Origin of the sequence: Pseudoxanthobacter soli DSM 19599 (assembly GCF_900148505.1) — a bacterium.
Lineage (GTDB): Bacteria > Pseudomonadota > Alphaproteobacteria > Rhizobiales > Segnochrobactraceae > Pseudoxanthobacter > Pseudoxanthobacter soli.
This window is the reverse complement of sequence record NZ_FRXO01000006.1, coordinates 13,139-39,418: the sequence shown is the minus strand read 5'-3', so window position 1 is coordinate 39,418 and position 26,280 is coordinate 13,139. Positions and strand designations below refer to the sequence as shown.

Below are 26,280 nucleotides of genomic sequence, written 5' to 3'. Positions count from 1 at the left end.
GAGCGGTCCCCGCCGTTTCCAGCGGATCGGAACGCTCTATCGCACGAGGGCGTCCGGACCCGTGAGCACGCGCTCGACCCAGGCCGGAACCGCCTCGGTCGCGGCGCCGTAATAGCGCTCGTCGAACAGGCCGGCATTGTCCGAGGGCTCCAGGTTGATCTCGCAGGTGCGGATGCCCATGTGGCGCGCCTGCCCCACGAAGCCCGCCGCCGGATAGACCGAGCCCGACGTTCCGATGGCGACGAACAGGTCCGCCTCCTCGAGCGCGTCCTGGATTTCGGCCATGTAGAGCGGCATCTCGCCGAACCAGACGATGTGCGGGCGCAGGCCGCCGGTCTCCCCGCAGGCGGGGCATGTGTCGTTCCGGCCGAGATCGTCGTCCCACGCCGTCACCGCGCCGCAGGCGAGGCAGCGCGCCTTGCGCAGCTCGCCATGCATGTGGGCGACGCTCCGCGACCCCGCGCGCTCGTGGAGGTCGTCGATGTTCTGGGTGCAGAGAAACAGCGCGCCGCCGCGGGCCGCGAGCTCGGCCTCCAGCCGCGCCAGTGCCCTGTGCGCCTCGTTCGGCATGGCCGTCAGCAGGTTGCCGCGGCGGGCATTGTAGAACGCGTGCACCAGATCGGGATCGTCTGCGAACCCCTCCGGCGTCGCGAGCTTCATCGGGTCGAACCGCGCCCATGCGCCTTCCTTGTCGCGGAAGGTGCCGAGCCCGCTTTCGGCCGAGCAGCCGGCGCCCGTCAGAACGAACAGTTTCATCGCGTCGTGCCCTTTCGCGGCGAGGTCCGGTCCGCGCCCAATGAACCACGCCCGCCCGCGCCGTTCCACCCGCCGCCCGGCGTTCGTCCGCGCCGTCATCCCGCTCTCCCCATCGAAAATTCTTGACGTGGGAATTTTTCCCACGCTATGTAGAAGCCACGATGCAAGCCGTGGCCGCTGCCGCCGCCGTCGGCACGGCCCCGGTCGGAGACGAGCTTCTCCCGCTCCTCTCCGCCGCGCCGGGAGAAGACGACGGACCAACCTTTGCGCCTGTTCCCCCCGGGAACCGGAAGCCCGCAGGACGCTTCTACGATGATGACAGCGATCTTCCTCTTCATCGGCAGCTGGGCCGGGCTTGTGGCGATGTCCGCCATGGCGCTGAACCGGCCGGCCGCGCGGACCGCCGGATCCCGCACCCCGGCGGGCGCAAAGCAGAAGGCCGTTTCATGAGCACTCCATTCGCCGGCGCCGCCAAGTCCTCCTTCCAAGGGGTGTCCCCCTTCCGACGGGTGTCTCTCCTCCGACCGGGGCCCCTCCTCCGATCGGCACGGACGGCGCTTCCCGGCGCGGCGCTGATCCTGGCGCTGGCGAGCTGCGTCGCCGCGCCCGTGCTCGCCGAAGACGGTCTCGTCCGCGTCGCCTCGAATGCGCGCGATGTCGCGTCCGGCCCCGTCGTGCACGCCATGGAGTGGTTCGGTGCGTGGTCGGCCCCCCCGGTGCCGCCCCAGCCGGTCGTCGAAAAGGGCCGTCTCGAAAAGCTCAAGACCCTCCTGATCGGCGAGCACGAGGCCCTGCCGGAGGACTCGACGGTCCGCTCCATCGTCACGCTGACCGCGGGCGGCAATGTCCTGCGCGTCCGTCTCACCAACTATTACGGCACGGTTCCCCTCGAGATCGGTGGCGCCAGCGTCGCGCCGGGCGCGAACCCGATGAAGCTCGCACCCGGATCGCTGCGGCGGATCACGTTCGGCGGCTCCCCCAGCGTCACCATTCCGCCGGGGGCGAGCATCCTCAGCGATCCCGTGGCGATGACGCTCGGCGCGGATGCGCCGGTCGCGATCTCGCTCTATCTGCCCGGCAAGCTGCCGCCGGTTCCCAGCCGCCACAGCCCCACCACCAAGCCGAGTGTCGTCGTCCCCGGCAACGCCATCGGCATGACGGAGATCGCCGACGTCGAGACGCGGCCCTGGGTGTTCTTCATCAGCGGCGTCGACGTCGCCGGCGGCTCGACGCATCAGTCCATCGCCGTGCTCGGCGATTCCCTCACCGACGGCGGCGATGGCCGCTGGCCTTTCCTGCTGGCGCGGCGCCTCGAGGCAGCGGGCATCCCGACCGGGGTGCTCAATCAGGGCATCGCCGGCAACCGCATCGCCAGCGACGGCGGTGCCATCTTCCCGGCGAGCGGCCCGCCCGCGCTGTCGCGCTTCGACCGCGATGTGCTCGGCCAGTCCGGCGTCCGCCACCTGATCGTGTTCGAGGGCATCAACGACCTCGGCGGTTCGCAGGACGGGGACATGACGGCGGCCGAGTTGATCTCCTATTACGAGCAGATCATCGCGCGGGCCCACGAGAACAACATCAAGGTCCACTTCATGACCATCACGCCGTTCCTGAACGCGGCCTATCCGGGCTACGGCTCGCCCGCCAAGGAGAAGGTGCGTCAGGACGTCAACGCCTGGATCCGCTCCGATCCGCGCATCGACAGCGTGATCGACACCGCGCGCATCGTCGCCGATCCGTCCGATCCGACCCGGCTCAATCCGGTCTATGACGTCGGGGACCACCTCCACCTGAACGGCGACGGCCAGGCGGCCGTGGCCGACGCCATCCCGCTCGCGCCCTTCGAGGGCGGCGGGCAGAGCAACGTGGTGCGCTCCGACGGCGAATGACGCGGCGTCCCCGCGCCCATCGCGGCGGCCTCAGGCCAGATGCTGCCTGAACCACGCCATGGTCCGATCCCACGCGAGGATGGCGGCGGCCTCGTCGTAGCGCGGTGTGGTGTCGTTGTGGAAGCCGTGGTTCACGCCCGGATAGATGAACGCCTCGTAGGTCTTGCCCGCGCCCTTCAGGGCCGCTTCGTAGGCCGGCCAGCCCTGGTTGATGTTGGGGTCGTTCTCCGCGTAGTGCAGCAGCAGCGGCGCCTCGATGCGGGCGACGTCGTCCGCCTTCGGCTGCCGGCCGTAGAACGGCACGGCGGCGCCGAGCTGCGGAAAGGCGACAGCCGCCGCGTTGGCGACCCCGCCCCCATAGCAGAAGCCGGTGATGCCGACCTTGGTCACCATGTCGTCGCGCGCCATCAGGTAGTCGACCGCCGCCAGGAAGTCGTTCATCAGCTTGACCGGATCGACCGTCTGCTGGAGTTCGCGGCCCTTGTCGTCGTTGCCCGGATAGCCGCCGACCGAGGTCAGCCCGTCCGGCGCGAGCGCCACCATGCCCGCCTTCGCCACGCGGCGGGCGACATCCTCGATATAGGGATTGAGGCCGCGATTCTCGTGCACGACCACCACGCCGGGTACCGGCCCGGTCACGCCCGCCGGCCGGACGAGATAGGCGCGCACCTCGCCATTTCCCTCCGGCGAGGAATAGGTGATGTCGTCGGCGACGATGCCGGGATCGCTCGCTTCCACCTGCGCGGCAAGCGCGTAGTTCGGGCTCATAGAGGCGAGGATCGCACCCGCGGTCAGCCCGCCGACCGCAAACGCGGCCGCACGGTCCAGAAACTCCCGCTTCGTAATCCTGCCATGGGCGTAATAGTCGTAGAGTTCGATGAGCTCAGGCGGAAAATCCTTCGCCGTCAGACGGGTCATGGCCGTCGTCTCCCTCGCTTCGGTGCTCCACCCGCCAGCCGCGTTCGAGCATAGGCCAGGCCGGGCCGTCCCCTGCCTCACGATTTCGCAAGCGGCGATAGCGTGCCCCGGCAGGGAACTCGACGATCGGCAGGCCGTTGAATGCGCAGGCTGGTCTACCCGGCCGGGTGCGTTGTCAGCGACCGCAGGGAGGTGCGCCATGAAAGCGGGAGAGATCACCGCCATCCTCGGCCCGGTCGACGAAGACCTGATCGCCGAGATCATCCGCATCGGAGCCACACCCGAGGAACTCGCCGAGGCCTGGACCTGGGCGAACGCGGACGAGGCCATGATCAACGAGGGCCGGGCCATGGCATCCGGCCGGGTTCTCGCCCTGATCGCCCTGCTCGAACCTGCCGCGGACGACGAGGCCTGAGCGGGAGCGCTTTGGTGTCGGCCCGTTCCGTCGGATACGGACCCAGCGCGGCCGATGCCGGCCGCCTGCCGCTTCGCGGCGTTCTCTCCGGAACAGTGGAACGGAACCGGCGTTCGGAGACGAGCCGATCCACTTCACGCAAAGGAGATCCGCCATGGACACCCAGTCCATGCTCATGTCCCACCCGTCCGTTCAGGGCCGGCCCAGCGACGCGATCGTGAACTGCATCGAGCAATGCGCCGATTGCGCCGCGACCTGCATCCAGTGCGCCGATGCGTGCCTCGCCGAGGACATGGTGGCCGACCTGCGCCGCTGCATCAGCCTCGATCTCGACTGCGCCGACATCTGCACGGCGACCGGCCGCATCGCCAGCCGGCATGCCGGGGCGGATGCGCGCGTGCTGCATCTCGCGCTGCAGGCCTGCGCCGAAATCTGCCGCTCCTGCGCGGAGGAATGCGAACGCCACGCCGGGATGCACGAGCACTGCCGCATCTGCGCCGAAGCCTGCCGTGCGTGCCTGCGAAGCTGCGAGGAGGCGATGGAGCGGCTGCCGGGCCTGCAGTGACCGGAAGCGGCGGCCACTGACCCGAAGCGAAGGGTTGCGGGCCGCCCCGTCAACATCCGCTCCAATGGAGGAGAGATCCGATGCCAGGCAGACTCGAAGGAAAGGTCGCCGTCGTGACCGGTGCCGGAACGGGAATCGGCGAAGCCATCGCCCACAAGTTCGCCGCCGAGGGCGCCCGGCTTCTGCTGGCCGGCCTGCCGGACGATCCGGTCGATCAGGTCGCGCGCACGCTGGCCGCGAAGGGCTGCGACGCCGACTCGTTCCTCGGCAATCTCGCCGAGGAACAATCCGCCCGCGCCTGCATCGAGCAGGCGGTCGACCGGTTCGGCCGCCTCGATATCCTGATCAACAATGCCGGCGTGTTTCTCGAAGTCGCCGAGTGCCAGGACTATTCCGTCGAAAATTTCGATCTCACCATTCTCAACAACGTGCGCTCGGTGTTCCTGATGACGAAGTTCGCCCTGCCCCACCTGCAGAAGACGCGCGGGGTCGTGCTCTCTGCCGGTTCCGAGGCCGGCGAGATGGGCGAGCCGAACAACGCGCCCTATGGCGGCACCAAGGCGTTCGTCCATGCCTTCATGCGCGGCGTCGCCTACGAGCAGGGCAAGTACGGCGTGCGGGCGAACTGCGTCTGCCCAGGCCCCATCGATACCGCCTGGACCCACAAGGAAACCGGGCCGATGAACGAGATGATGGAAGAGACCACCCTTGCCGGCACCGTGCTCGGCCGCCGGGGCACGCCGGAGGAAATGGCGAACGTCTATGCCTTTCTCGCCTCGGACGAGGCGAGCTTCGTCACCGGCGCGCTGTGGTTCGCCGACGGCGGCACGACCATCGCCAAGGGCGGGCCCGGCAAGCTTGTGCCGGCCGAATTCAAGATCCAGCCGCAGCCGACACTCGAACTGGCGCATGGCCACGACGGGCTGAAGAACAAGCAGCCGGCGAACCGGCTGAACTGACCGCGACAGCGGGATCGCGGCGCGACGGGGCGGCGCCCGCGAGGTGCCGGCTTCTCCCCGTTCCGCAGCGATGATCGGGAGGGAGATGCCATGAAGACGAAGCTGTTGGCCGAGAACGGCGGGCTGAGGACCTTCGCCGTCATTCTGGAGACCGGCGAAGAGGCCATGGCCACGCTTCAGTCGTTCGCCGAGGCCGAGCGCCTCACCGCCGCGCACTTCACCGCGATCGGTGCGTTCAGCCGCGCCGTGATCAGCTATTTCGACTGGGAGCGGAAAGCCTATCTCGGCATCCCGGTGGAGGAACAGGTCGAAGTGGCCGCCTTCACCGGCGACGTCGCGATCGATCCGGAGGGCCGTCCGGCGCTCCATGCCCATGTGGTGCTCGGCCGCCGCAGCGGCTCAGCATTGGCGGGTCACCTCGCGGAGGCTCACGTTCGCCCCACGCTGGAGGTGATTCTGACCGAGACGCCGGCCCATCTCCACAAGCAGCTCGACCCGGCAAGCGGCCTCGCGCTGATCCGCCCTTGAACCCGGCAGCCGGCATCGCCGGTGTCGGCCCCGGGCCGGCGTTCCGCCGGATATCCGAAACGGCGAGATATTCGAAACGAATGACTTCGCCGTTGCGGGCGTCGCAGCGTCTCCCCACCCTCGGGCGATGGACGGCATCGAACGACCGTCGGGCCGAGAGCATATCCCGTTCAGATCGAACCGATCTGAACGACAAGGATATGCTCAAGATTTTGAATCTGGAGCGATTTCGATCTGATGAGTCCATCAGATCGGAAAGCGCTCTGGGAGGAGACGCATCATGATCATCGACAGGTTTCGGCTGGACGGCCGCACGGCCCTCGTCACCGGCGGCGGCAGGGGCATCGGCCTTGCCATCGCCAAGGCGTTCGCCGAGGCGGGCGCCACGGTCCTGATCGCCGAACTGGACACGGAGACGGGCGCGGCCGCCACCGCCGAGATCGCCGGCAGCGGCGGCAGGGCTGTCTTCGTGCCGCTCGACGTGGCGGATCCCGTCGTGGTGCGGGCCGCCGCGGCGGGCGTGCTCGCCCAGCACGGCGCGGTCGACATCCTCGTCAACAATGCCGGCATCTGCCTCAATGCCACCGCGCTCGACACCACCGACGAGATCTGGCGCCGGCAGATGGCCGTCAATCTCGACGGGCTGTTCTTCTGCTGCCGCGAGTTCGGCCGCGCCATGGTCGAACGCGGGCGGGGCGCCATTGTCAATCTGGCCTCGATCGCCGGCGTCGTCGATATCAGGCCGCAGCATCACATCGCCTATTCCGCCTCCAAGGCGGCGGTCGCCCAGGTGTCGCGGGTGCTCGCGGCGGAATGGGCGCGCTCCGGCGTCCGGGTGAACGCCATCGCGCCTGGCTATGTCGCCACCGACATGCCGCTCGCCGCAACCCGCAGCGATCCGGGAATGGTCGAGGCGTGGATGTCGATGGTGCCGCGCGGGGATTTCATCCAGCCGGACGAGATCGCGGCCGCCGTGCTGTTCCTCGCCAGCGATGCCGCCAGCGCCGTGACCGGCCACCTGATGATGGCGGATGCGGGCTATACCGTCTGGTAGCGCATGAGAAGACGGCGCGGCCGCGGTCACACCACGGTCGCGAACCGTTCGGCGCACACCGCGAGGGTTTCCTCCACCGGGCGGAGCCACCAGTCGGCGGCGGAGAAGATCTCGACCTCCACCGCGCCGTCGTAGCCCGCCCCCTCCACCGCGGCGCGGATCGCGGGGATGTCGATCACCCCGTCGCCCATCATGCCGCGGTCGTTCAGCATGTCGCGGGTCTCCCGCCGCCAGTCGCAGACATGGAAGGCGAGCAGCCGGCGGTCCGCGCCGGCCCGGGCGATGTCGCGGAAGAGGTTCGGATCCCACCACACATGGTAGACGTCGACCGCCACGCCGAGTGTCGGCGCGCCGTCGTGCGCGGGCTCCAGCGCCGTGCAGAGGTCGAGCGCCTGTTCCAGGGTGTTCAGGCAGGCGCGGTCGGCGGCATACATCGGATGCAAGGGTTCGAGAGCAAGTCGCACGCCCGCGCCCCGGGCGTGTTCGGCGAGGACGGCAATCCCCTCACGCACCTGCTCCCGCGCGCCCGGAAGATCCCGGCTGCCCTCCGGCATGCCGCCCACCACCATCACGAAGCAGGCCGCGCCGAGGGTCGCCGCTTCGTCGATCGCCCACCGGTTGAGGTCGAGCCCGGCGCGGAAGGCGTCCGGCGTCGCCGCCGGGATGTCGGTGCTGCGGCAATAGCCGGAGACGCCGAGGCCGGCATCGCGGATGGCGCGGGCGACCGCCGTCACGTCCTCGCCGGCGAGTTCCCGCCGCCAGGGGGCGATGGCGCCGAAGCCGGCGCGGGCGATTGCCTCGATGCTGTCGCGGATGGGGGCGCGGAAGCCGAGCGTCGCGGTGTTCATTGCGCGCTCACGAGGGTCGGATAGAGCGCGCATCACCGCGCATCCACGCCGTGGAGAGCGAGCAAAGCGCGCATGCGCGTCGCCGCAAGATCGGGATCGCGCAAGAGGCCGGCGCCATCGGCGAGACGGAACACCTCGGCGAAGTAGCCGATGGAGCGTTGCGCCTGCGCACCCCCGAGCATGGTGAAATGCGATTGGAAGCCGTTGAGCCAGGCGAGGAACACGATGCCGGTCTTGTAGGCGTAGGTGGGCGCGCGGAAGATGCAGCGCGACAGCGGTACGGTCGGCGCCATCAGGCGGTCATAGCCGGCCTCGTCGCCGCGGGCGAGCGCCGAAAGCGCCAGCGACGCCGCCGGCGCGATGGCATCGAAGATGCCGAGCAGCGCATGGCTGTGGCCCCGCTCGTCGCCCTTGATGAGGGCGGGATAGTTGAAATCGTCGCCGGTATACATCTTCACGCCGTCCGGCAGGCGGCGGCGCAGGGCGATCTCGGCCTGATCATCAAGCAGCGAGATCTTGATGCCGTCGACCTTTGCGACCGAGGCGCCGATGATGCCGACGACGGTTTCGAGCGCGTCCTCGAACGTCGCCGCACCCCAGTAGCCGGCGAGCGCCGGGTCGAACGCCTCGCCGAGCCAGTGCAGGATGACCGGCGCATCCGCGGCTGCGAGCACGCGGCGATAGACCGTCTCGTAGTCGCCGGCGCCGCTGGCAATGCGGGCGAGCGCGCGGCTCGCCATCAGGATCACCCGGCCACCGAGCTTCTGCACTGCTTCGAGTTGGTGGAGATAGGCCGCGACGACACCGTCGATGTCGCGGATGTCGGCGGGGTCGACATGGTCGGTGCCGACGCCGGAGAAGACGGAGGCGCCGGGGACACCGCGCAGTTCGGCGACGCTGCGGCCGATCAGTTCCAGCGCCGCCGGCCATGGCAGCCCCATGCCGCGCTGGGCGGTATCCATCGCCTCGGCGATGCCGAGCCCGAGCCTGGCGAGATGACGGCGATAGGCGAGGGTCGCCTCCCAGTCGATGGCGACGGCCTTCGCCGGCTCCACCGTCGCCAGCGGGTCGGCGACGACGTGGGCCGCGGAAAACACCACGCGGGTGAAGGGCGCCGCGGGCGCCTCGAACGGCAGCGCCTTGCCGCTCAAGCGGTAGGGGGCGAGCGAGCCGTCGGCCTGGGGCAGGCTGAGGACCGATGTCGAGAGGGTGGCGTCGAGGAGCGTCATGATCAAGCCTTTCGGCGGAACGCGTCAGAAGCGGGGGATTGTGAGGCCGCCGTCGGCCTGGATCGTCTGGCCGGTGGCGAAGGCGAGCCGCCCGGTCGCGAGCGCGACGACGATCTCCGCGATGTCTTCCGGCTGGCCCATGCGCGGCGCCGGCGTCAGCCCCTCGGCGATGCGCCGGGTGTAGTCGTCCCGCACCACCGCGGTCATCGGCGTGTCGATGATGCCGGGCTGCACGTCGTAGGCGCCGATGCCTTCCGGCGCGAGCCGCACGGCGAACAGCTGCGAGGCCATCGCGAGGCCGGCCTTGGAGACGCAATATTCGCCGCGGGCGACCGAAACGGCCCGGGCGTTCGACGACGAGACGGTCACGATGGCGTGGTGCAGCGCGGCGGGACGCGGGCGGGCGACGAGCCGCCGGGCGAAGGCCTGCGTCAGGAAGAACGTGCCGCGGGTGTTGATGGCGTGGCAGCGATCGAAGCTTTCCGGCGTGACCGCGAGCAGATCGCCACGGCTCAGCACCGAGACCCCGGCATTGTTGACGAGGGTGGTGAGCGGGCCGACGGCCAGCTCCGCCGCATCGAGCAACCGTTCATGGCCGCCGATCGCGGCGATGTCGCCGCGCACGGCAATCGCCGGGACGCCGGTTTCGGCGACGGCTGCGACGGCGTCGTCCAGGCCATCGTCGCCATCGAGGCCGTTCAGCGCGAGCGCGAAGCCGGCCTCGGCAAGGGCGAGCGCGACGGCGCGGCCGATGCCGCCCGCCGCACCCGTGATGAGTGCCGCGGGCCGCGTCGCGCCGCCGGCCGGCGTTGAATCGCGGCCGGTCATGCCGCGACCCCGTTCTTCAGGAGATCGCGGGCGATGATGGTGCGCTGGATCTGGTTGGTGCCTTCGTAGATCTGGGTGATCTTGGCGTCGCGATAGAGCCGCTCCACCTCGACGCCGCGGATATAGCCGCTGCCGCCGAAGATCTGCACCGCGTCGGCGGTGCGGCGCACCGCGATGTCGCCGGCGAAGCACTTGGCCATGGAGCAGGCGGCGCCCGCCGGCTCGCCGTTGTCGAGGCGCACCGCGGCCTGATGGACCAGCGCGCGGGCGGCGGTCACGTCCTTCGCCATGTCGGCCAGCATCCACTGGATGCCCTGGTTCTCCGAGATGGGGGCGCCGAACTGGCGGCGGGTCTGAGCATATTCGAGCGCCGCCTCCAGCCCCGCCCGGGCAATGCCGACCGCGAGCGCCGCAATGCCGACCCGGCCCTTCTCGAGCACGCTCATCATGATGTGGAAGCCGCGCCCGGCCTCGCCCAGGAGTGCGTCAGGGCCGAGGCGCACGTCGTCGAAGGTGAGCCCGCCGACCTGCGAGGCCCGCTGGCCCATCTTGTGTTCCTTCGGGCCGCGCGTGACACCCGGGGCGTTGAGGTCGACGATGAAGATGCTCATGCCGCGCCGGCCGGCGGCGGGATCGGTCCGCGCCAGCACGAAGCCGATATCGGCCACCGGCGCGTTGTGGATCCAGAGCTTGCCGCCGTTGAGCCGCCAGCCGTCGCCGTCAGGGGTTGCCGTGGTGCGGATGCCGGAGACGTCGGAGCCGGCCTCGGCCTCTGTGATGCAGTAGGCGGCGAAGCGCTCGGCCCGGATCAGGGACGGCAGATGCCGCGCCTGCTGCTCGGGCGTGCCGTAGCGCGACAGCAGCGTGCCGGCGAGCTCAATCAGCCCGCACTGGTCGGCGACCGAGGCATAGCCGCGCGAAAGCTCTTCCATCACGATGGCGTAGGCGTAGGTGTCTAGCCCGGCGCCGCCGAGCGTGTCCGGCACGGTGACGCCGAACAGGCCGATGCCGCCCATCTCGCGATAGAGCGCGGCCGGGAAGGATTCGGTGCGGTCGAGCTCTTCCGCCAGCGGCCGGATCGAGCCGTCGGCGAAGCGCCGCGCCAGTGTCTGGATCTCGGCGTAGGTCTCCGCATCCAGCCTTGGAATGGGAAGCATGATCGGTCTCCTCCGGGCGCCGCGCAGTGGGCGTTCGGCGCCCTATCGACACGCGGTCATAAACTAACTATTTAGTTGGTAATGCCGTCCGGCAGAGAGGTCAAGCGGCCTTGCTGCAATCGGTTTTCGCGGCCGGAAGACGGACGGCTTCCAACGAACCACAGACGAGCGGCCACTCGAGAGGCGCCTCAGGAGGAACCCATGGACCGACCGATTTTCCCCGCCGGCTGGCGCGACGTGGCCGCGCTGGTGCCCGACGGGGCCACGCTCGCCATTGCCGGATCGGGCGGCGGACTGATCGAACCGGACGCGGTGCTGGCCGCGCTGGAGACGAGCTTCCTCGAAACCGGCCACCCCCGCGATCTCACGGTGGTCCACGCCCTCGGCATCGGTGACGGCCGCGAGAGCGGTCTGACGCGGCTCGCCCACGCGGGCATGGTGAAGCGGGTGATCGGCGGGCACTGGAGCTGGTCGCCGGCCATGCAGAAACTCGCCCGCGAAAACCTGATCGAGGCCTACAGCCTGCCGGCGGGCATCATCTCCACGCTGTTCCGCGAGAGCGGCGCCGGCCGGCCGGGCGTGATCACCCGCACCGGCCTCGGCACCTTCGTCGATCCGCTGCTAGATGGCGGCCGGTGCAACGAGGCGGCACAGGAGGCGCTGGTCGAGCGCATCCGCCTCGATGGCCGGGATTATCTCCGCTACAAGCCGCTGAAGATCGATGTTGGCATCATCCGCGGCTCGACGGTCGATGCGCGCGGCTCGCTGTCGCTGGCGGAAGAAGCCGCCGATCTCGACGTCTATGCGGTCGCGCTCGCCGCCCACAACAGCGGCGGTATCGTCATCGCTCAGGCACGTGCCCGCCGCGACGAACGCACGACGCCGATCCGTCTCGCGCGCATTCCCGGCGTTCTGGTCGATGCCGTGCTGCTCGCCCCTGAACAGCGCCAGACCGCGCTCGGGGTCCACGATCCGCGCTTGTCCGGCGAGGTCGCGCCGCCGGCGGGCGTCGCCTCATCTCCGCCCGTGCTGCCGGTCGGCCTGCGCCGCATCATCGCCGAGCGCGCGGTGGAAGAGATCGGTGATGCCCGGTCGGTCAATTTCGGTTTCGGCATTCCCGGCGGCATCCCCGCGATCGCCCGCGCCACCGGACGCCCCGTGCGCTGGTGCACCGTGGAACAGGGCATCCACAACGGCGAACTGCTGGACGGCCCGCTGTTCGGCACGGCGCGCGATGCCGACGCCATCGTCTCGTCGGTGGATCAGTTCGATTTCTACGGCGGCGGCGGCATCGACGTCGCCTTCCTCGGCATGGGCGAGATGGACGCGGCGGGGAACGTCAACGTTTCGCGGCTCGGCGGCGACATCGTGGGGCCGGGCGGCTTCATCGACATCACCCAGTCCGCGCGCAAGGTGGTGTTCTGCGGCGCGTTCGAGGCGCGCGGCCTCGATGTGGAGATGGTCGACGGCCGCCTTGTCATCCGCACCCCGGGTAGCCAGCCGAAGCTGGTGGAGCGCGTCCGCCACGTCACCTTCTCCGGTGGGCAGGCGATCGAGAACGGACAGGAGGTGCTCTACGTCACCGAGCGCGCGGTCTTCCGCCTCACGCCTCAGGGCGTGGCGCTTGCCGAGGTCGCGCCGGGGATCGACCTTCGCCGCGACGTGCTCGACCGGATGCAGTTCGCGCCGATCCTGCCGCAGGCGCTCGATAACGCGGATGTCCTGAAGAAGGCCGTCTGAGCCGCGTCATGGTGGCCGGCGGGATCAGCCCGTCGGCGCCGTCATTTCCGCACCAGCCTGAGGATGGTGTCGATATTGAAGGCGAGCCGTTCCTGCAGGCGTTCCTTGCTGGTCAGGTCCGTCTCGAAGATGACCGAACCGGTGAAGCGGTTGGTCAGATAATAGTAGCCGATCGCCGCGATGGTGATGTTGAGGTTGATGGCGTCGATGCCGGGGCGGAACACGCCGGCCTCCACCCCGCGGTCGAGGATCAACTGCACGAGGCCGACGAACGGACGGTGCATTTCGCGGATCGATTCGGACGCAGCGATGTGGCGGCCCTTGTGCAGGTTCTCGCTGTTGACGAGCGTCAGGAATTCGGGGTTCGCGAGGTAATATTTCCAGGTGAATTCCACGAGGCGCGTCATCGCTTCCTCGGGGTCGAGCTTGTCGAGGTCGAGCTTGCGTTCGGCGTTGCGGATGTCGGCGTAGGCTTCCTCCAGCACGATCCGGAACAAGTCCTCCTTGTTTCCGAAATAGTGGTAGATCATGCCCTTGTTGGCCTTCGCCTTGGCGGCGATGGTGTCGATGCGCGCGCCGCCAAGGCCGCGGCGGGCGAATTCGTCCTTCGCCGCCTTGAGGATGCGCTTGCGGGTGGCATCCGGATTGCGGGTGCGCCCCTCCTTGGCCGGCGTCTCCAGCGCGAGGTCCGTCGTCATCGCGTTCCTCCCGCGGCCCGCTCCGGGCCGGTGAGCCGGCGCCGCCGGTGGAAATGCTCTCGCCGCAACTCGCGTTCTCCTGTTCCGGCTCCGCCGGTTCCGCTCGCCCCGCTTCGCTCCGGACGCCGCCGCCACATCCGGTTCGGGTGTTTCCGGGGCGTACGGAAAGCCACGCGAAGGTCCGGGCGGGACCGCCTTCCGGCCGGTGTTCCGAGCAAGGCGGGAGGGAGCCTGAAGCCGCTCCAGCCTCTCACGGCAGGCAGGGTGAAACAAGACTTTTAACGATCTGGTTAATTGCGGTCTGGCTGGCCGAGGCCCCGCCTCGGCCTTGGGCCGCCGAGTGAACCGCCCCTCGGGAGAATGGGTTGTCAAACCGGATCGCGAAAGTTATAACCAACTAGTCAGTTAATAAAACGGCGAACGAGAGGCCCCGTGGGCGCCCTCACCGGCATGGTGACCGGCGCAGGCGGCCCCGGTGAACCCGCCGCGTCGGCCAATGGAGGAACCATGGCAATCCCCATGAAGATCGTCGTGCCCGTCAAGCGGGTGGTCGATCCCAACGTCTCGATCCGCGTGAAGGCGGACGGCTCGGGCGTGGAACTCGCCAATCTCAAGATGGCGATGAACCCGTTCGACGAGATCGCGATCGAGGAAGCTCTGCGGTTGCGCGAGGCCGGCCGGGCCGGCGAAATCGTCGCGGTCTCGGTCGGTCCGGCCCAGGCGCAGGAGACGCTGCGCTCGGCGCTGGCCATGGGTGCCGATCGCGCGGTGCTGGTGGAGACAGGCGAGGCGGTCGAGCCGCTCGGCGTGGCGCGGCTGCTTGCGCGGATCGCCACCGACGAGGCCGCGGATCTCGTGCTGCTCGGCAAGCAGGCCATCGACGACGACTGTAACCAGACCGGCCAGATGCTGGCGGCGCTGCTCGATTGGCCACAGGCGACGTTCGCCTCCCGGGTCGTGCCCGAGGAGGGTGGGCTTCTGGTGACCTGCGAGGTCGACGGCGGGCTGGAGACGGTGCGCCTCGGTCTGCCGGCGGTCGTGACCACCGACCTGCGGCTCAACACGCCCCGCTACGCCGCGCTGCCGGCGATCATGAAGGCCAAGAAGAAGCCGCTCCAGATCGTCACCCCGGCCGATCTCGGCGTCGACGTCCGCCCGCGCCTCGCGGTCGTCGAAACCCGCGCGCCGGCCGGACGCAGCGCCGGCATCCGCCTCGCTTCGGTGGACGAACTCGCGTCCCGCCTCGCGGCGGACGGCCTGGTGCGCTGAGGAGGACCGAAATGACAACGCTCATCGTTGCCGAACACGACAATAGCCGCCTGAACGAGGCGACCGGCCGGGCGCTGACGGCCGCGCTGGCCCTCGGCGCGCCGGTCGACGTTCTCGTCGCGGGCGAAGGCGTCGCGGCGGTGGCGGCCGAGGCGGCCGCGCTCGCGGGTGTCCGTGAGGTGCTCGTCGCCGACGACCCGGCGCTCGCCGGCGGACTGGCCGAGCCGCTGGCCGCGCTCGTGCTGGCGCTCGCCGGTGATTATCAGGCCATCGTCGCGCCCGCGACATCGCGCGGCAAGGCGGCGCTGCCCCGGGTGGCGGCCAGGCTCGACGTGATGCAGGTGTCCGACGTCGTCGCGGTGATCGCGCCGGACACCTTCGAGCGCACCATCCATGCCGGCGGCGCGGTTCAGCGCGTGCGCAGCGAACAGGCCCATCTGGTGCTGACGGTGCGCCCCGCCGCCTTCGCCCCCGCCGCCCGCGGCGACGGGCAGGCGCCCGTCCGCAGCGTGGCGATGCCGGCTTTGCCCGGCCGGGCCGCGGAACTGGTTGGCCGGGAGGTCGCCGCGAGCGACCGGCCGGACCTCGCCGCCGCCCGGGTGGTCGTCTCCGGCGGCCGCGGCCTCGGCTCTTCGGAGGCCTTCGAGAGCGTGGTGATGCCGCTGGCCGATACGCTCGGCGCGGCGGTGGGCGCCTCTCGCGCGGCGGTCGATTCGGGCTTCGCGCCGAACGACTGGCAGGTCGGCCAGACCGGCCGCATCGTCGCGCCCGAACTCTATGTCGCGCTCGGCATTTCCGGTGCGATCCAGCATCTCGCCGGCATGAAGGATTCGAAGGTTATCGTCGCCATCAACAAGGACGAGGAGGCCCCGATCTTCCAGGTCGCCGATTACGGGCTCGTCGCCGACCTGTTCGAGGCCGCACCGGCGCTGACGCGCGCGCTCGCGGCAAACGCGGGACCGGAGGCATGACGCCGGCGCGCGGCTTCCGGCGCGATGGCGGAAGATCGGATATCGTGGCGCCGGCACCGGGCGGTGCCGACGCCCACGTTCTTCACGCGGCGAAGCGTGCCGCTGCAACGGAGCCCTTCCGATGACCGATCTCTCCCCCCGCCCCGCCGGCCTCCGGCACATCGTTCTCCTCGGCTTTCAGGCCGATATTCCGGCCGAGACGGTTCGGGAGATCGAACGGCGGTTCGCCGCGCTCGAAACCCTGGTGCCCTCCGTGGCGTGGTTCGAGTTCGGGCCGAACGTGAGCCCGGAAGGACTTAACGCCGGGCACACGCACGCCTTCGTGCTCGGGTTCGCCACCGACGCCGACCGCGACGCCTATCTCGTCCACCCCGATCACGTCGCCTTCGCCGACTGGGTGAAGCCCCACGTCGCGGCCCTCACCGTGTTCGATTACCGGCCCCAAGGGGCATGACGCGGAAAGCCCGAGGAACAGAATGAACGCACTTGCCCCCTCCGCCGGTGCCGACCGCCATGTCGTGGCGCGCGCGACCGTGACCTCGGCGGCCGCCGCCGCGCTCGGGGGCCTCGCCCTCGATCATGCGCAAGCCATGGGCGTCGCCGTCTGCGTCGCGGTGGTCGATGCGGCCGGAACGCCCCTGTTCCTGCGGCGGATGGATGGCGTCGCGGCGCCCATCGTGGAGTTCGCCCTCGACAAGGCCTTCACCGCCGCCACGATGGCAAAGTCCACCCGCGATTTCGGCGTGCGCATGACCGGCGACGCAGCGCTCGGCGTGGCGCTCGCCGGGCGGCGGCGGATGATCACCTGGCAGGGCGGGCTGCCGATCGTGGCCGGCGGCGAGATCGTCGGCGGCATCGGCGTCTCCGGCGCGACCGGCGAGGAGGACGAGGCCTGTGCCGCCGCCGCGCTCGCCGCACTCGGGCTCGGCGGCGTCCCGCCCGCGTCCGGAGGCTGAACATGGCGGGCCGCGTCCTTTCCGAGCGCCGTGGGGCGACGCTGGTGCTGACGCTGGACAATCCGGCGCGTGGCAATGCGCTCGACGGCGACATGCTCGCCGCGCTCGCCACGGCGGCCGACGACGTGGCTGGTGACCGCGACCTGCGCGCCGTGGTGCTGACGGCCGGGGGTGAGCGCGCGTTCTGCACCGGCGCCGACATCGGCGCGTGGGGCTCCCTCGATCCGGTGGCGTTCGGCCGGCAGTGGATCGGCGACGGCCACCGCCTGTTCGACCGGCTGGCGGCCCTGCCCGTGCCGCTGATCGGCGCCCTGAACGGGGCCACGTTCGGCGGCGGGCTGGAGCTTGCCGCGGTCTGCGATGTGCGCATCGCCGCGCCCCACGCGCTGTTCGCGCTGCCTGAAACCGGGCTCGGGGTGACCGCAGGCTGGTCCGGCCTGCAGCGGCTCGGCCGGCTGGTGCCGCAGGCGCTGTTGCGGGAAATGGCCCTGACCGGCGCGCGCCTCACCGCCGCGCGCCTCGAAGCCGTCGGCTTCCTCAACGCGGTCGCAGAGGATCCGCTCGCCCACGCGCTCGCCATCGCCCAGCGCTGCGCCGGGCTGGCTCCCCGTGCGGTGGAGGCGACGCGGCTCGTGCTCAATGCTGCCGCCGGGGAAGGCCGCGAGGCCGCGATCGACGGTCTCGCCGGCATGATGGTGGCGATGACTGAGGACAGCCGCGCCGGCCGGGAAGCCTTCGCCGCGAAGCGGCCGCCGCGCTTCACCGGAGACTGAACGGACGGTCCGCACGGCCGCAAGGGCGCCGCCGAACGCGCTTGATGAATACCAACTGGTTAGTTAGCTTCGCAAAAAACGATCTGGGAGGATCGCATGACACTCCATTTCCGCGACATCGTCGCGCCCGCGGTCGATGCGCGCCGCTTCCGCATGTTCATCGACGGCGCGTGGGTGAATGCGTCCGACGGGGCGGTGAACGAGCGCCGCTCTCCCGCCCACGACGTGCCGGTGACGCTGGTGCCGCGCGGCACGGCCGCCGATGCCGACCGCGCGGTGGCCGCCGCCCGTGCCGCGTTCGACGACGGCCGCTGGAGCGGGCTCTCCGGCGAGGCCCGCGCCCGCGTGCTGCTCGATGCCGCCCGCATCGTTCGCGAACGCCTCGAGGAGATAGCACTCGTCGAGACGCTGGAGACCGGCAAGCCGATCACGCAGTCGCGCGGCGAGGTCGGCGGCGCGGCGGGCATCTTCGAATATGCCGCCGGGCAGGCGCGCGCCCTCCACGGCGACAGCTTCAACAATCTCGGCGACGAGATGCTCGGCCTCGTCACGCGCGAGCCCATTGGTGTCGTCGGCGTCATCACGCCGTGGAATTTTCCGTTCTTCATCCTGTGCGAGCGGGTGCCGTTCATCCTGGCGGCCGGCTGCACCGTCGTGGTGAAGCCGAGCGAACTCACCTCCGCCAGCACGCTGCTGCTCGCCGACGTGCTGGCCGCCGCCGGGCTGCCGGCCGGGGTGTTCAACGTCGTCACCGGTCCGGGCGCGGTCGTCGGCCGCCGGCTCGCCGAGCACGACGATGTCGATATGATCTCCTTCACGGGCTCGACCGATGTCGGCCGCGGCACGCTGGCGGCGTCCGCCGGCAACATGAAGAAGGTCGGGCTCGAACTCGGCGGCAAGAACCCGCAGGTGGTGTTCGCCGATGCTGACCTCGACGCCGCCGCCGACGGCGTTGTGTTCGGCCTCGTCTTCAACGCCGGCCAGTGCTGCGTCTCCGGCAGCCGGCTCGTGGTCGAGCGGTCGATCGCCGACGCGTTTGCGGCCCGGGTGGTGGAGAAGATCGGCCGCCTGCGCATCGGCGACCCGCTGGACGAGGCGACCCAGGTGGGCGCGATCGTCGACGAGCGCCAGCACACCCGCATCCTCGCGCTGATCGACGAGGGCAAGCGCGACGGCGCGCGGCTGCTGTGCGGCGGCGAAGCGTTCGAGACGAGCCGGGGCCGGTTCATCCAGCCGACGGTGTTCGCCGGTGCCGACCGCGGCATGTCGATCGCCCAGGAAGAGATCTTCGGCCCGGTGCTGACCATTCTGCCGTTCGACGGCCTTGCCGATGCCATCCGCATCGCCAACGACACCTGCTTCGGCCTCGCCGGCAGCATCTGGACCAGCGATCTCAACAAGGCGCTGAAGACCATGCGCGGCCTGAAGGCCGGGCGCGTCTGGATCAACTGCACCATCGCCGGCGGGCCGGAGCTTCCGATCGGCGGCTTCAAGCAGTCCGGCACCGGGCGGGAGACCGGCGCTTACGGCGTCGAGGAATATACCGAGATCAAATCGACCCACATTGCGCTCGGCGAACGCACGCGCTGGGTGGCGCCATGAGCGGGCGGGCGAGCGACGCGGCGGGGACCGCGGACTATATCGTCGTCGGCGGCGGTTCGGCCGGCTGCGCGCTTGCCGCGCGGCTGAGCGAGGACCCGGATGTGCGCGTGCTGCTTCTCGAAGCCGGGCCGCGCGACACCAATCCCTACATCCACATGCCGGTCGGCTTCTCGAAGATGACCTCCGGCCGGCTGACCTGGGGCCTGCGCACGGCGCCCCAGCGCCACGCCAACAACCGCGAGATCCTCTATGCGCAGGCGCGCGTGCTCGGCGGCGGCGGCTCGATCAATGCCGAGATCTTCACCCGCGGCGTGCCCTCCGACTATGACGCCTGGGTCAGCGAGTTCGGCTGCGACGGCTGGTCGTTCGACGATCTGCTGCCCCTCTTCCTGCGCATGGAGGACAACGACACCCTCAGCGGCCACTGGCACGGCATCGGCGGTCCGCTCGGGGTCTCCACCATGGCCGCCCACCCTCTCACCCGGGCATTCGTGCAGGCGTGCCAGCAGATCGGCATGCCCTACAATCCCGATTTCAACGGGCCGCGCCAGGAAGGCACCGGCCCCTACCAGACCACCATCCGCAACGGCCGCCGCTGCTCGGCCGCTGTCGGCTATCTCGGCCCGGCCGCCGGCAGGCGGAACCTCACCGTCCGCACCGGCGTCCAGGTCAATCGCGTGGTGGTGGAGCGCGGCATCGCGACCGGCGTGGAGATCGTGGAGCACGGCCGCGCCGTCGTGCTGCGCGCCGAGCGCGAGGTGATCGTCACCTCCGGCGCCATCGGCAGCCCGAAGCTGCTCCTGCTCTCGGGCATTGGCTCGGCCGACGAGCTGAAGGCGGCCGGCGTCAGTGCCGTGCACGATCTGCCCGGCGTCGGGAGGAACCTGCACGATCATTTCGGCATCGACCTCGTCTACGAACTCAACGGGCCGCACAGCCTCGACAAGTACAACAAGCCGCACTGGATGCTGTGGGCGGGGCTCGAATACGCGCTGTTCCGCAAGGGGCCGGTTGCCTCCAACATCGTCGAGGGCGGCGCGTTCTGGTATGCGGACGAGGCGGCGCCGACGCCCGATCTCCAGTTCCACTTCCTCATCGGCGCGGGCGTCGAGGCGGGCGTGCCGAAGATCCCGTCGGGCTCGGGCGTCACGCTCAATTCCTATACGCTGCGGCCGAAGGCGCGCGGCAGCGTCCGCCTCGCGAGCGCCGATCCTCGGGCGATGCCGATCGTCGACCCGAACTTCCTCGGCGATCCCGACGATCTGCGCACCTCGGTCGAAGGCGTGAAGATGAGCCGGGAGATCATGAACCAGCAGGCCTTCGCCCGCTATATCCGCAAGGAGCACTTCCCCGGAGACGGCGTGCGCACCGATGCCGACTTCGCCGAGTATGCCCGCAGCTACGGCCGCACCTCGTACCACCCCGTCGGCACCTGCCGGATGGGCGTGGATTCCGAGGCCGTGGTCGACCCGCAACTGCGCGTGCGCGGCATCGAGCGGCTTCGTGTGTGCGATTCCTCGGTGATGCCAAGCCTGATCGGCTCCAACACCAATGCGCCCTCGATCGTGATCGCCGAGAAGGCGTCGGATCTGATCGCCGGCAATCGGGCGCGGGGCCGTGCGGCCTCGTTCACGGCCGTCGCCGCCCAGTGACGCCGCCGAACCGCGACAGGCGGCACCGCGAACACGGGAAGCGCCCTCAAAGGGCGCTTTCGACGTCCGTGCGGGCGAAGTCGTCGCCGACAAAGAGCAGCGGGCAGCCGTGCGCCTTCGCCACCTCGTAGGCGAAGCAGTCGCCGAAGTTCAGGCCAGCCGGATGGATGCCCTTTCCCCAGCGCTCGTAGGCCTCCGCGATGCGCACGGCGGACGCAGCGGTCACGCTGACGACCTCGCAGCCGAGCCCGTCGAGCAGCCGCGCCATCTCCGCCCCGATATTGCGGCGCCCGGCGACGATCAGCGCTTCGGCGGCCGTGCCGGCGGACACCACCAGGCGGTCGGCCGCGGCAAGCGCGGCGGCGCAGGCGTCCGCGCCGGGTTCGTTCAGGACGATGGCCATCAGGGCCGAGGTATCGACCGCGATCATCCGGGAAGGCCGTCCTCGCCATAGAGGACATCCTGGCTGCGGGCCGCATCCGGCCCGGCCGTCGCCTTGGCGGCCGCCGCGGCGCGCACGGCCTCGATCACCGCCTTGCGGGTCTTTGCGTCCGCAGCCGCGTGCACCGGCACCAGCCGCACGGCCGCATGGCCATGGCGGGTGAGGATGACCTCGTCGCCGGCCTCGGCGCGCCGCACCAGTTCCGTAAGTTGGCCCTTCGCTTCTGAGACGGAAATCCGCATGGTTCGATATCCCGGATCGTTCGATCCCGGATATTAGACCAATCTATGGTCCATCTCAAAGGCCAAGTTGGTTCTGCGGCGCAGTCCGTTGTGGGCGTGGTTCAGGCCGCGATCTGCACCTTGAAGGCGGTGCGGTCGCCGGCGAAGGCGCGGATCGCCGCATCGAGGTCCGTGAGCGGATAGGTCACGCGGGTAAACGGCGCTGTTCGGATGCGGCCGAGGGCGAGCAGGTGGAGCGCGGTGTGCATGTCCTCGCCCATGCCGGCGACGGAGCCCTGCACGCCGATCTCGCGCAGCACGATATCGAGCGGCGGCACGGACCAGACGGCATCGGCGGGCGTGAGCCCGAAGGCGGCGATGCGGCCTCCCGGGCGAACGAGCGACAGCGCCTCGCCATAGAGCCGGGCGGAGCCGACGCTCTCGATCACCACGTCGGCGCCGCGTCCGCCGGTCAGGCCGCGCACGGTGTCGGCGAGCGCGGCGGGGTCGCTCACCACGGCATCGGCGCCGCACTCCTTCGCGAGCGCGGCGCGGGCGCGGTCGAGATCGGCGGCGATCACCGGGCCGGCGCCCATCAACCGGGCGAGCTGGACGTGGAGGTTGCCGATCGGCCCGGCTCCGAGCACCAGTACGCTTTCGGCGAGCTGCAGCCGGCTGCGCCGCGCGGTGCGCACCACGCAGGAGAGCGGTTCGGTCAGGGCTGCGATCTCGAACGGCATGTCGTCCGGCAGCGGGATCACCAGCCGGGCGGGCACGCGGACATAGTCGGCGAACGCGCCGTCGCGGTGGATGCCGAGCTGCTCGACCGCGGCGCAGCTCAGGATCTCGTTGCGGCGGCAATAGAAGCAGTGGCCGCAGCCGATATTGATGTCGGCGATGACCTTCTGGCCCTCCGCCAGACCGGCGACGCCGGCGCCGAGGGAGGCGATGCGGCCGGCGAACTCGTGGCCGGGCACCAGAGGCAGCCTGTCGGCCGAATAGTGCCCATTATAGATGTGAAGGTCGGTGCCGCAGATGCCGCAGCGCTCGACGCGGATCACCACCTCTCCGGGGCCGGGCGCCGGGATCGGGCGTTGCTCGATCTCGATGCGATGCGGCGCGACGAGCACGGCCGCGCGCATGGTGGGCATCGTGGCGACCATCGGGTCGTCTCCTCTCTCGGCGTGCGGGGTCGTCGAAGGGGCAGCTATTTGATGATCCGCACCTGGGAGCGGTCGATGGTGGCGGCGATGGCCACGATCAGCATCAGGCCGAAGAAGATCTGCTGGGCCGCGGCCGGCACTTCCAGGTAGACCATCGAGGTGCGGATGACGGCGACGATGAGCGCGCCAACGAGCGTGTTGAGCACGCCGCCGACCCCGCCGGTGAGCGGCGTGCCGCCGACCAGCACGGCGACGATCGCCGGCAGCAGGAACTGGTTCGCCGCCGTGGGCGAGCCGCCGGAGAGCCGGGCCGCCAGGATGAGGCCGGAAGCGGCCGACAGCGTGCCGGCGATGGCGAAGGCGGCGACCTTGTAGCGCTCCACGCGGATGCCGGAACCGATGGCTGCCGCCTCCCCTGCCCCGATCGCCTTCAGCACGCGGCCGAGCACGGTGCGTCGCTCGACGAACAGCGCGGCGAGCAGCAGACCGCCGGCGACGAACAGTTCGCGCGGGATGCCCCAGGCATAGCCGATCATCCACCCCATCACGCTCGCGCGCTGGGCCGCATCCATGGCGAGTGACTTCTCGCCGGAGACGTACTGGGCGACGGAATAGGCGATGCCGCCGACCGCAAGCGTGGTGATGAAGCTCGGGATGCGCAGCCGCACCGAGACGATGCCGGAGAGCGCGCCGCCGGCGGCGCCCGCCGCCAGCACCGCCACGAGCGCGAGCGGCCCGAGCGAGGGCATCAGCGCGGTGACGAGCACGGTCGTCATGCTCGCGATCGACTGCGCCGAGAGGTCGATGCTGCCGATATAGATGACGAAGGTGATGCCGAGCGCCATGACGAACAGCGCCGAGACGTCGGCGGCGAGTTCCAGAAGGCTCGCCGGCCGCAGGAAGGAACTGTCGAGCAGCCCGACCAGCCCGACGAGAACGGCGAGCGTGATCAGCGGGAAGAACGCCTTGTAGGCCATCAGGCCGCGCGGCGCGCCTGAGAACTGCGACGCGGCGGATCCCTTCGCCACCTGTCCGGGCGCCATTTCCTTGGAGGCCATCTCCTTGGAGGCCGTTGCCTTGAGCGAGACCATGGACTGACCCTCAAACCATGTGGTGGACGAGATCGTAGAGCCCCGGCTTGCTGCCGGGCGCGCAGTCGAAGCGCTTGCGCACGTCGCCGTCCTTGATGACGAGGATGGTGTGGGAGAGGCCGATGGCTTCCTCCAGCGTGTCGGCGATCAGCACGATGCCGCAGCCGTCGGCGCACATCGCCCGCACCATGTCGTAGACGTCTTCCTTGGCGCCGATGTCGAGGCCCCGGGTCGGGTGGTCGAGCAGGATGATGTCCGAGCCGGCGCTGCGCCATTTGGCCAGCACCACCTTCTGCTGGTTGCCGCCGGAGAGGTTGCCGCAATCGGCGTTCTCCGAGGGCGTCTTGATCGAGAGGGTGCCGATCCAGTCGCGGGCAAGCCTGCGTTCGTCCGCGCTCTTCAGCACGCCGCCGCGGCTGTAGCGGGCGAGCTGCGGCAGCGTCATGTTCTCCGACACCGACATGCCGGCGACGATGCCCTCGATCTTGCGCTCGCGCGGCACATAGGCGAGCCCGCGGGCGACGCTGTCCGGGGCGCTGTGGCGGTCGACCGGCTTGCCCTTCACGGTGATGTGGCCGAGGTGGGGGCGCTCCAGGCCGAACAGCGTGCGCATGATCGCCTCGCGGCCGGAGCCTTCCGTGCCGACCAGCGTCAGCACCTCGCCGGGATGCAGCGCGAACGACACGTTGCGGTAGTGCCCGGCGCGCGATAGCCCCTCGACCTCGATCAGGGTGCGGCTGTCGTCGTAGGGCTTCTGCAGATGCTCGCGGTAATATTCCTTGTTGATGTCGCGGCCGACCATGCGGTGCTGGATGGTCTCGACATCCGCCTCGGCCTTGGTCATCTCGCCGACGACCTCGCCGTCCTTGAAGACGTAGATGCGGTCGGAGATGTCGATCACCTCGTCGAGGCGGTGGGAGACGAAGATGAACGAGGCGCGGGAGCGCAGGTCGCGCACGAGCGCGAACAGCATCTGCACCTCGTCCTTCGACAGCACCGAGGTCGGTTCGTCGAGCAGGATCACGAGGTCGCCGTCGACGCGCTCTTCCAGCGTCAGCACCTTGGCGAGTTCCACGAGCTGGCGCTCGGCGAAGGAGAGCGTTCCGGTGATCGTCGCCGGGTCGATGTCGAGGCGCACCTTGGCGAGCTGGTGGCGGGCGGCGGCGGCCATCGCCTTCCAGTCGATCACGCCGCGCCGCGTGAACTGCTTCTCGAAGCCGAGGAAGATGTTTTCCATCACCGACAGGTTGGAGATGGTCGACTGTTCCTGGAACACCATGCCGATGCCGCGTTCCATGGCCTGGCGCGGGCTTTCGAACCGCACCGGCTCGCCATGGATCAACACTTCGCCCTCGTCGGGACGATAGGCGCCGTAGATGATCTTCATCAGCGTCGACTTGCCGGCGCCGTTCTCGCCGACGAGGCCGACGATCTCGCCGTGGCCCACGTGGAAGTCGATGCCGCGCAGCGCGCGCACCCCGGGAAAGCTCTTCGCCACCTGGCGCAGTTCGAACATGGCGCCCGCCTCACTTCACGAGAAGGTTCGCGGCGCGGTTGGTGGAAAGGCCCACCGCGACGATGACGATGACGCCGAGCACGCCGCTCTGCACGTAGCTCGGCAGGCCGGCCACGATCATGCCGTTGGTGATGGCGGCGACGATCAGCACGCCGACCAGCGTGTTGAGCACGCCGCCGCTGCCGCCCATCAGCGACGTGCCGCCGACCACCACGGCGGTGATCGCGGTGAACATCTGGTTGGAGCCGGAGTCGCCGTCGGCGATGCCGATGCGGGCGACCGAGAGCAGCGCGCCCAGGCCGTAGAACAGGCCGGCGAGGCCGAACGCCGCGATGCGGACGCGCCCGACATTGAGGCCGCTCGCCTTCGCCAGTTCCTCGCCGCCGCCGATGGCGTAGATGTTGCGGCCGAGCACGGTGCGGGTCTCGATGAACCACGCGAACGCGAGCCCGGCGAGCGCCACATAGACCATCAGCGGCATTTCCAGCACGCGCACGGTGAGGAGCGAGCGGAATGTCGGGTCCTGCACGGTGATGCGGTAGCCGCCGGAGAGGATGTAGGTCGCGCCGAGGCCGACGAAGCCGATGCTGAGGCTCGCCATGAACGACGGGATCTTGAGCTTCACGTGGATGAGGCCGTTGACGAGGCCGACCAGGGTGCCGACCACGAGGGCGAGCGGGATCGCGGCCCATCCCGTCGCGAGCGTGCCGCCGAGGGCGAGGAAGGCGGTGGCGAACACCACCGCGCAGAACGCCACCGTGCCCTCCATCGACAGGTCGATGGACCCCATGATGATGATGAAGCTGACGCCGATGGCGATCAGCAGCGAGGGCGCGGCGATGATGCCGATGCGCGCGATGTTGCGCACGGACATGAAGTTCGGGTTGATCAGCGTGAAGACGATGCAGATCGCCAAGAGCACCAGCAGCGGCGCCCATTTTCGCAGGTTCGGTCCGGCAAGCGGACGCCTTTCGGTGAGAATGAACGCCACGGCTGTTTCCCCGGCCTGTACCGGCTTGCGCGAGACTGCGCGCGCCGGC

27 protein-coding genes are annotated in these 26,280 nt (G+C 69.8%); 14 read left to right on the top strand and 13 right to left on the bottom strand.

The window, feature by feature from the left end; genetic code table 11:
* Positions 1–36: 36 nt before the first annotated feature.
* A complete protein-coding gene (locus tag BUF17_RS15040; protein WP_073630622.1) occupies positions 37–756 on the bottom strand; it encodes an NAD-dependent deacylase in 720 nt (239 codons plus the stop codon).
* Positions 757–1,202: 446 nt separating this feature from the next.
* On the opposite strand from BUF17_RS15040, the gene BUF17_RS15035 reads away from it, so the two are divergent.
* Positions 1,203–2,645, top strand: coding sequence for an SGNH/GDSL hydrolase family protein (locus tag BUF17_RS15035; protein WP_175563714.1), 1,443 nt, complete (start codon positions 1,203–1,205; stop codon positions 2,643–2,645).
* Positions 2,646–2,675: 30 nt separating this feature from the next.
* On the opposite strand, the gene yghX is transcribed toward BUF17_RS15035, so the two are convergent.
* A complete protein-coding gene (gene yghX, locus BUF17_RS15030; RefSeq protein WP_073630156.1) occupies positions 2,676–3,563 on the bottom strand; it encodes a YghX family hydrolase in 888 nt (295 codons plus the stop codon).
* A gap of 199 nt (positions 3,564–3,762) precedes the next feature.
* Between yghX and BUF17_RS15025 the strand changes: the two genes are divergently transcribed.
* From BUF17_RS15025 to BUF17_RS15005, 5 genes are all read left to right on the top strand, one after another.
* A complete protein-coding gene (locus BUF17_RS15025; RefSeq protein ID WP_073630154.1) occupies positions 3,763–3,978 on the top strand; it encodes a hypothetical protein in 216 nt (71 codons plus the stop codon).
* 154 nt (positions 3,979–4,132) lie between these two features.
* Complete coding sequence (locus BUF17_RS15020) at positions 4,133–4,543, top strand: four-helix bundle copper-binding protein (protein ID WP_073630152.1); 411 nt, start codon at positions 4,133–4,135, stop codon at positions 4,541–4,543.
* 80 nt (positions 4,544–4,623) lie between these two features.
* Positions 4,624–5,502 carry an SDR family NAD(P)-dependent oxidoreductase gene (locus BUF17_RS15015; RefSeq protein WP_073630150.1) on the top strand — a complete coding sequence of 293 codons (879 nt, stop codon included), beginning with the start codon at positions 4,624–4,626 and terminating at the stop codon, positions 5,500–5,502.
* Between the two features lie 90 nt (positions 5,503–5,592).
* Positions 5,593–6,030, top strand: coding sequence for a PPC domain-containing DNA-binding protein (locus tag BUF17_RS15010; RefSeq protein WP_073630148.1), 438 nt, complete (start codon positions 5,593–5,595; stop codon positions 6,028–6,030).
* Between the two features lie 280 nt (positions 6,031–6,310).
* A complete protein-coding gene (locus BUF17_RS15005) occupies positions 6,311–7,084 on the top strand; it encodes an SDR family NAD(P)-dependent oxidoreductase (protein ID WP_073630146.1) in 774 nt (257 codons plus the stop codon).
* 26 nt (positions 7,085–7,110) lie between these two features.
* Here the strand turns inward: BUF17_RS15005 and BUF17_RS15000 are convergent, their stop codons facing one another.
* From BUF17_RS15000 to BUF17_RS14985, 4 genes are read right to left on the bottom strand one after another with little or no spacing between them, the layout of a single operon-like run.
* Complete coding sequence (locus tag BUF17_RS15000; protein ID WP_244530903.1) at positions 7,111–7,932, bottom strand: sugar phosphate isomerase/epimerase family protein; 822 nt, start codon at positions 7,930–7,932, stop codon at positions 7,111–7,113.
* Between the two features lie 32 nt (positions 7,933–7,964).
* Entirely contained in the window at positions 7,965–9,161 is a 1,197-nt protein-coding gene (locus BUF17_RS14995) for a dihydrodipicolinate synthase family protein (protein WP_073630142.1), read from the bottom strand.
* Positions 9,162–9,185: 24 nt separating this feature from the next.
* Positions 9,186–9,989, bottom strand: a complete 804-nt coding sequence (locus BUF17_RS14990; protein ID WP_073630140.1) for a 3-ketoacyl-ACP reductase — start codon at positions 9,987–9,989, stop codon at positions 9,186–9,188.
* Positions 9,986–11,146, bottom strand: coding sequence for an acyl-CoA dehydrogenase family protein (locus BUF17_RS14985; RefSeq protein WP_073630138.1), 1,161 nt, complete (start codon positions 11,144–11,146; stop codon positions 9,986–9,988). Before BUF17_RS14985 ends, BUF17_RS14990 begins: the two co-directional genes overlap by 4 nt.
* A 201-nt stretch (positions 11,147–11,347) precedes the next feature.
* Between BUF17_RS14985 and BUF17_RS14980 the strand changes: the two genes are divergently transcribed.
* Complete coding sequence (locus BUF17_RS14980) at positions 11,348–12,886, top strand: acyl CoA:acetate/3-ketoacid CoA transferase (RefSeq protein ID WP_073630136.1); 1,539 nt, start codon at positions 11,348–11,350, stop codon at positions 12,884–12,886.
* A 41-nt stretch (positions 12,887–12,927) separates the two neighbouring features.
* On the opposite strand, the gene BUF17_RS14975 is transcribed toward BUF17_RS14980, so the two are convergent.
* Positions 12,928–13,584, bottom strand: coding sequence for a TetR/AcrR family transcriptional regulator (locus BUF17_RS14975; protein ID WP_073630134.1), 657 nt, complete (start codon positions 13,582–13,584; stop codon positions 12,928–12,930).
* A 519-nt stretch (positions 13,585–14,103) separates the two neighbouring features.
* Between BUF17_RS14975 and BUF17_RS14970 the strand changes: the two genes are divergently transcribed.
* The 7 genes from BUF17_RS14970 to BUF17_RS14940 all read left to right on the top strand — a co-directional run bounded on the left by BUF17_RS14970 (position 14,104) and on the right by BUF17_RS14940 (position 20,807).
* The gene (locus tag BUF17_RS14970) at positions 14,104–14,853 is read left to right on the top strand and encodes an electron transfer flavoprotein subunit beta/FixA family protein (RefSeq protein ID WP_073630132.1); all 750 of its coding nucleotides are present in this window, start codon (positions 14,104–14,106) and stop codon (positions 14,851–14,853) included.
* Between the two features lie 11 nt (positions 14,854–14,864).
* The gene (locus BUF17_RS14965; protein WP_073630130.1) at positions 14,865–15,824 is read left to right on the top strand and encodes an electron transfer flavoprotein subunit alpha/FixB family protein; all 960 of its coding nucleotides are present in this window, start codon (positions 14,865–14,867) and stop codon (positions 15,822–15,824) included.
* A 121-nt stretch (positions 15,825–15,945) separates the two neighbouring features.
* Positions 15,946–16,278, top strand: a complete 333-nt coding sequence (locus BUF17_RS14960) for a Dabb family protein (RefSeq protein ID WP_073630128.1) — start codon at positions 15,946–15,948, stop codon at positions 16,276–16,278.
* A 22-nt stretch (positions 16,279–16,300) separates the two neighbouring features.
* The gene (locus BUF17_RS14955) at positions 16,301–16,780 is read left to right on the top strand and encodes a heme-binding protein (RefSeq protein ID WP_073630126.1); all 480 of its coding nucleotides are present in this window, start codon (positions 16,301–16,303) and stop codon (positions 16,778–16,780) included.
* 2 nt (positions 16,781–16,782) lie between these two features.
* A complete protein-coding gene (locus BUF17_RS14950) occupies positions 16,783–17,553 on the top strand; it encodes an enoyl-CoA hydratase/isomerase family protein (RefSeq protein ID WP_073630124.1) in 771 nt (256 codons plus the stop codon).
* 96 nt (positions 17,554–17,649) lie between these two features.
* Positions 17,650–19,155 carry an aldehyde dehydrogenase family protein gene (locus BUF17_RS14945; RefSeq protein WP_073630121.1) on the top strand — a complete coding sequence of 502 codons (1,506 nt, stop codon included), beginning with the start codon at positions 17,650–17,652 and terminating at the stop codon, positions 19,153–19,155.
* Entirely contained in the window at positions 19,152–20,807 is a 1,656-nt protein-coding gene (locus tag BUF17_RS14940) for a GMC family oxidoreductase (RefSeq protein WP_073630119.1), read from the top strand. The genes BUF17_RS14945 and BUF17_RS14940 overlap by 4 nt, the downstream gene beginning before the upstream one ends.
* Before the next feature lie 46 nt (positions 20,808–20,853).
* On the opposite strand, the gene BUF17_RS14935 is transcribed toward BUF17_RS14940, so the two are convergent.
* From BUF17_RS14935 to BUF17_RS14910, 6 genes are all read right to left on the bottom strand, one after another.
* On the bottom strand, positions 20,854–21,237 hold the full coding sequence (locus BUF17_RS14935) for a type II toxin-antitoxin system VapC family toxin (RefSeq protein ID WP_073630117.1): 384 nt from the start codon (positions 21,235–21,237) through the stop codon (positions 20,854–20,856).
* The gene (locus tag BUF17_RS14930) at positions 21,234–21,491 is read right to left on the bottom strand and encodes a type II toxin-antitoxin system Phd/YefM family antitoxin (protein WP_073630115.1); all 258 of its coding nucleotides are present in this window, start codon (positions 21,489–21,491) and stop codon (positions 21,234–21,236) included. Before BUF17_RS14930 ends, BUF17_RS14935 begins: the two co-directional genes overlap by 4 nt.
* A gap of 101 nt (positions 21,492–21,592) precedes the next feature.
* Positions 21,593–22,633 (bottom strand): zinc-dependent alcohol dehydrogenase, encoded by a 1,041-nt coding sequence (locus BUF17_RS14925; protein WP_175563713.1) that lies wholly within the window; start codon positions 22,631–22,633, stop codon positions 21,593–21,595.
* A 44-nt stretch (positions 22,634–22,677) separates the two neighbouring features.
* Complete coding sequence (locus BUF17_RS14920; protein ID WP_244530902.1) at positions 22,678–23,724, bottom strand: ABC transporter permease; 1,047 nt, start codon at positions 23,722–23,724, stop codon at positions 22,678–22,680.
* 10 nt (positions 23,725–23,734) lie between these two features.
* Positions 23,735–25,240 (bottom strand): sugar ABC transporter ATP-binding protein, encoded by a 1,506-nt coding sequence (locus BUF17_RS14915; protein ID WP_073630113.1) that lies wholly within the window; start codon positions 25,238–25,240, stop codon positions 23,735–23,737.
* Between the two features lie 10 nt (positions 25,241–25,250).
* Positions 25,251–26,231, bottom strand: a complete 981-nt coding sequence (locus tag BUF17_RS14910) for an ABC transporter permease (protein ID WP_244530901.1) — start codon at positions 26,229–26,231, stop codon at positions 25,251–25,253.
* Positions 26,232–26,280 lie beyond the last annotated feature (49 nt).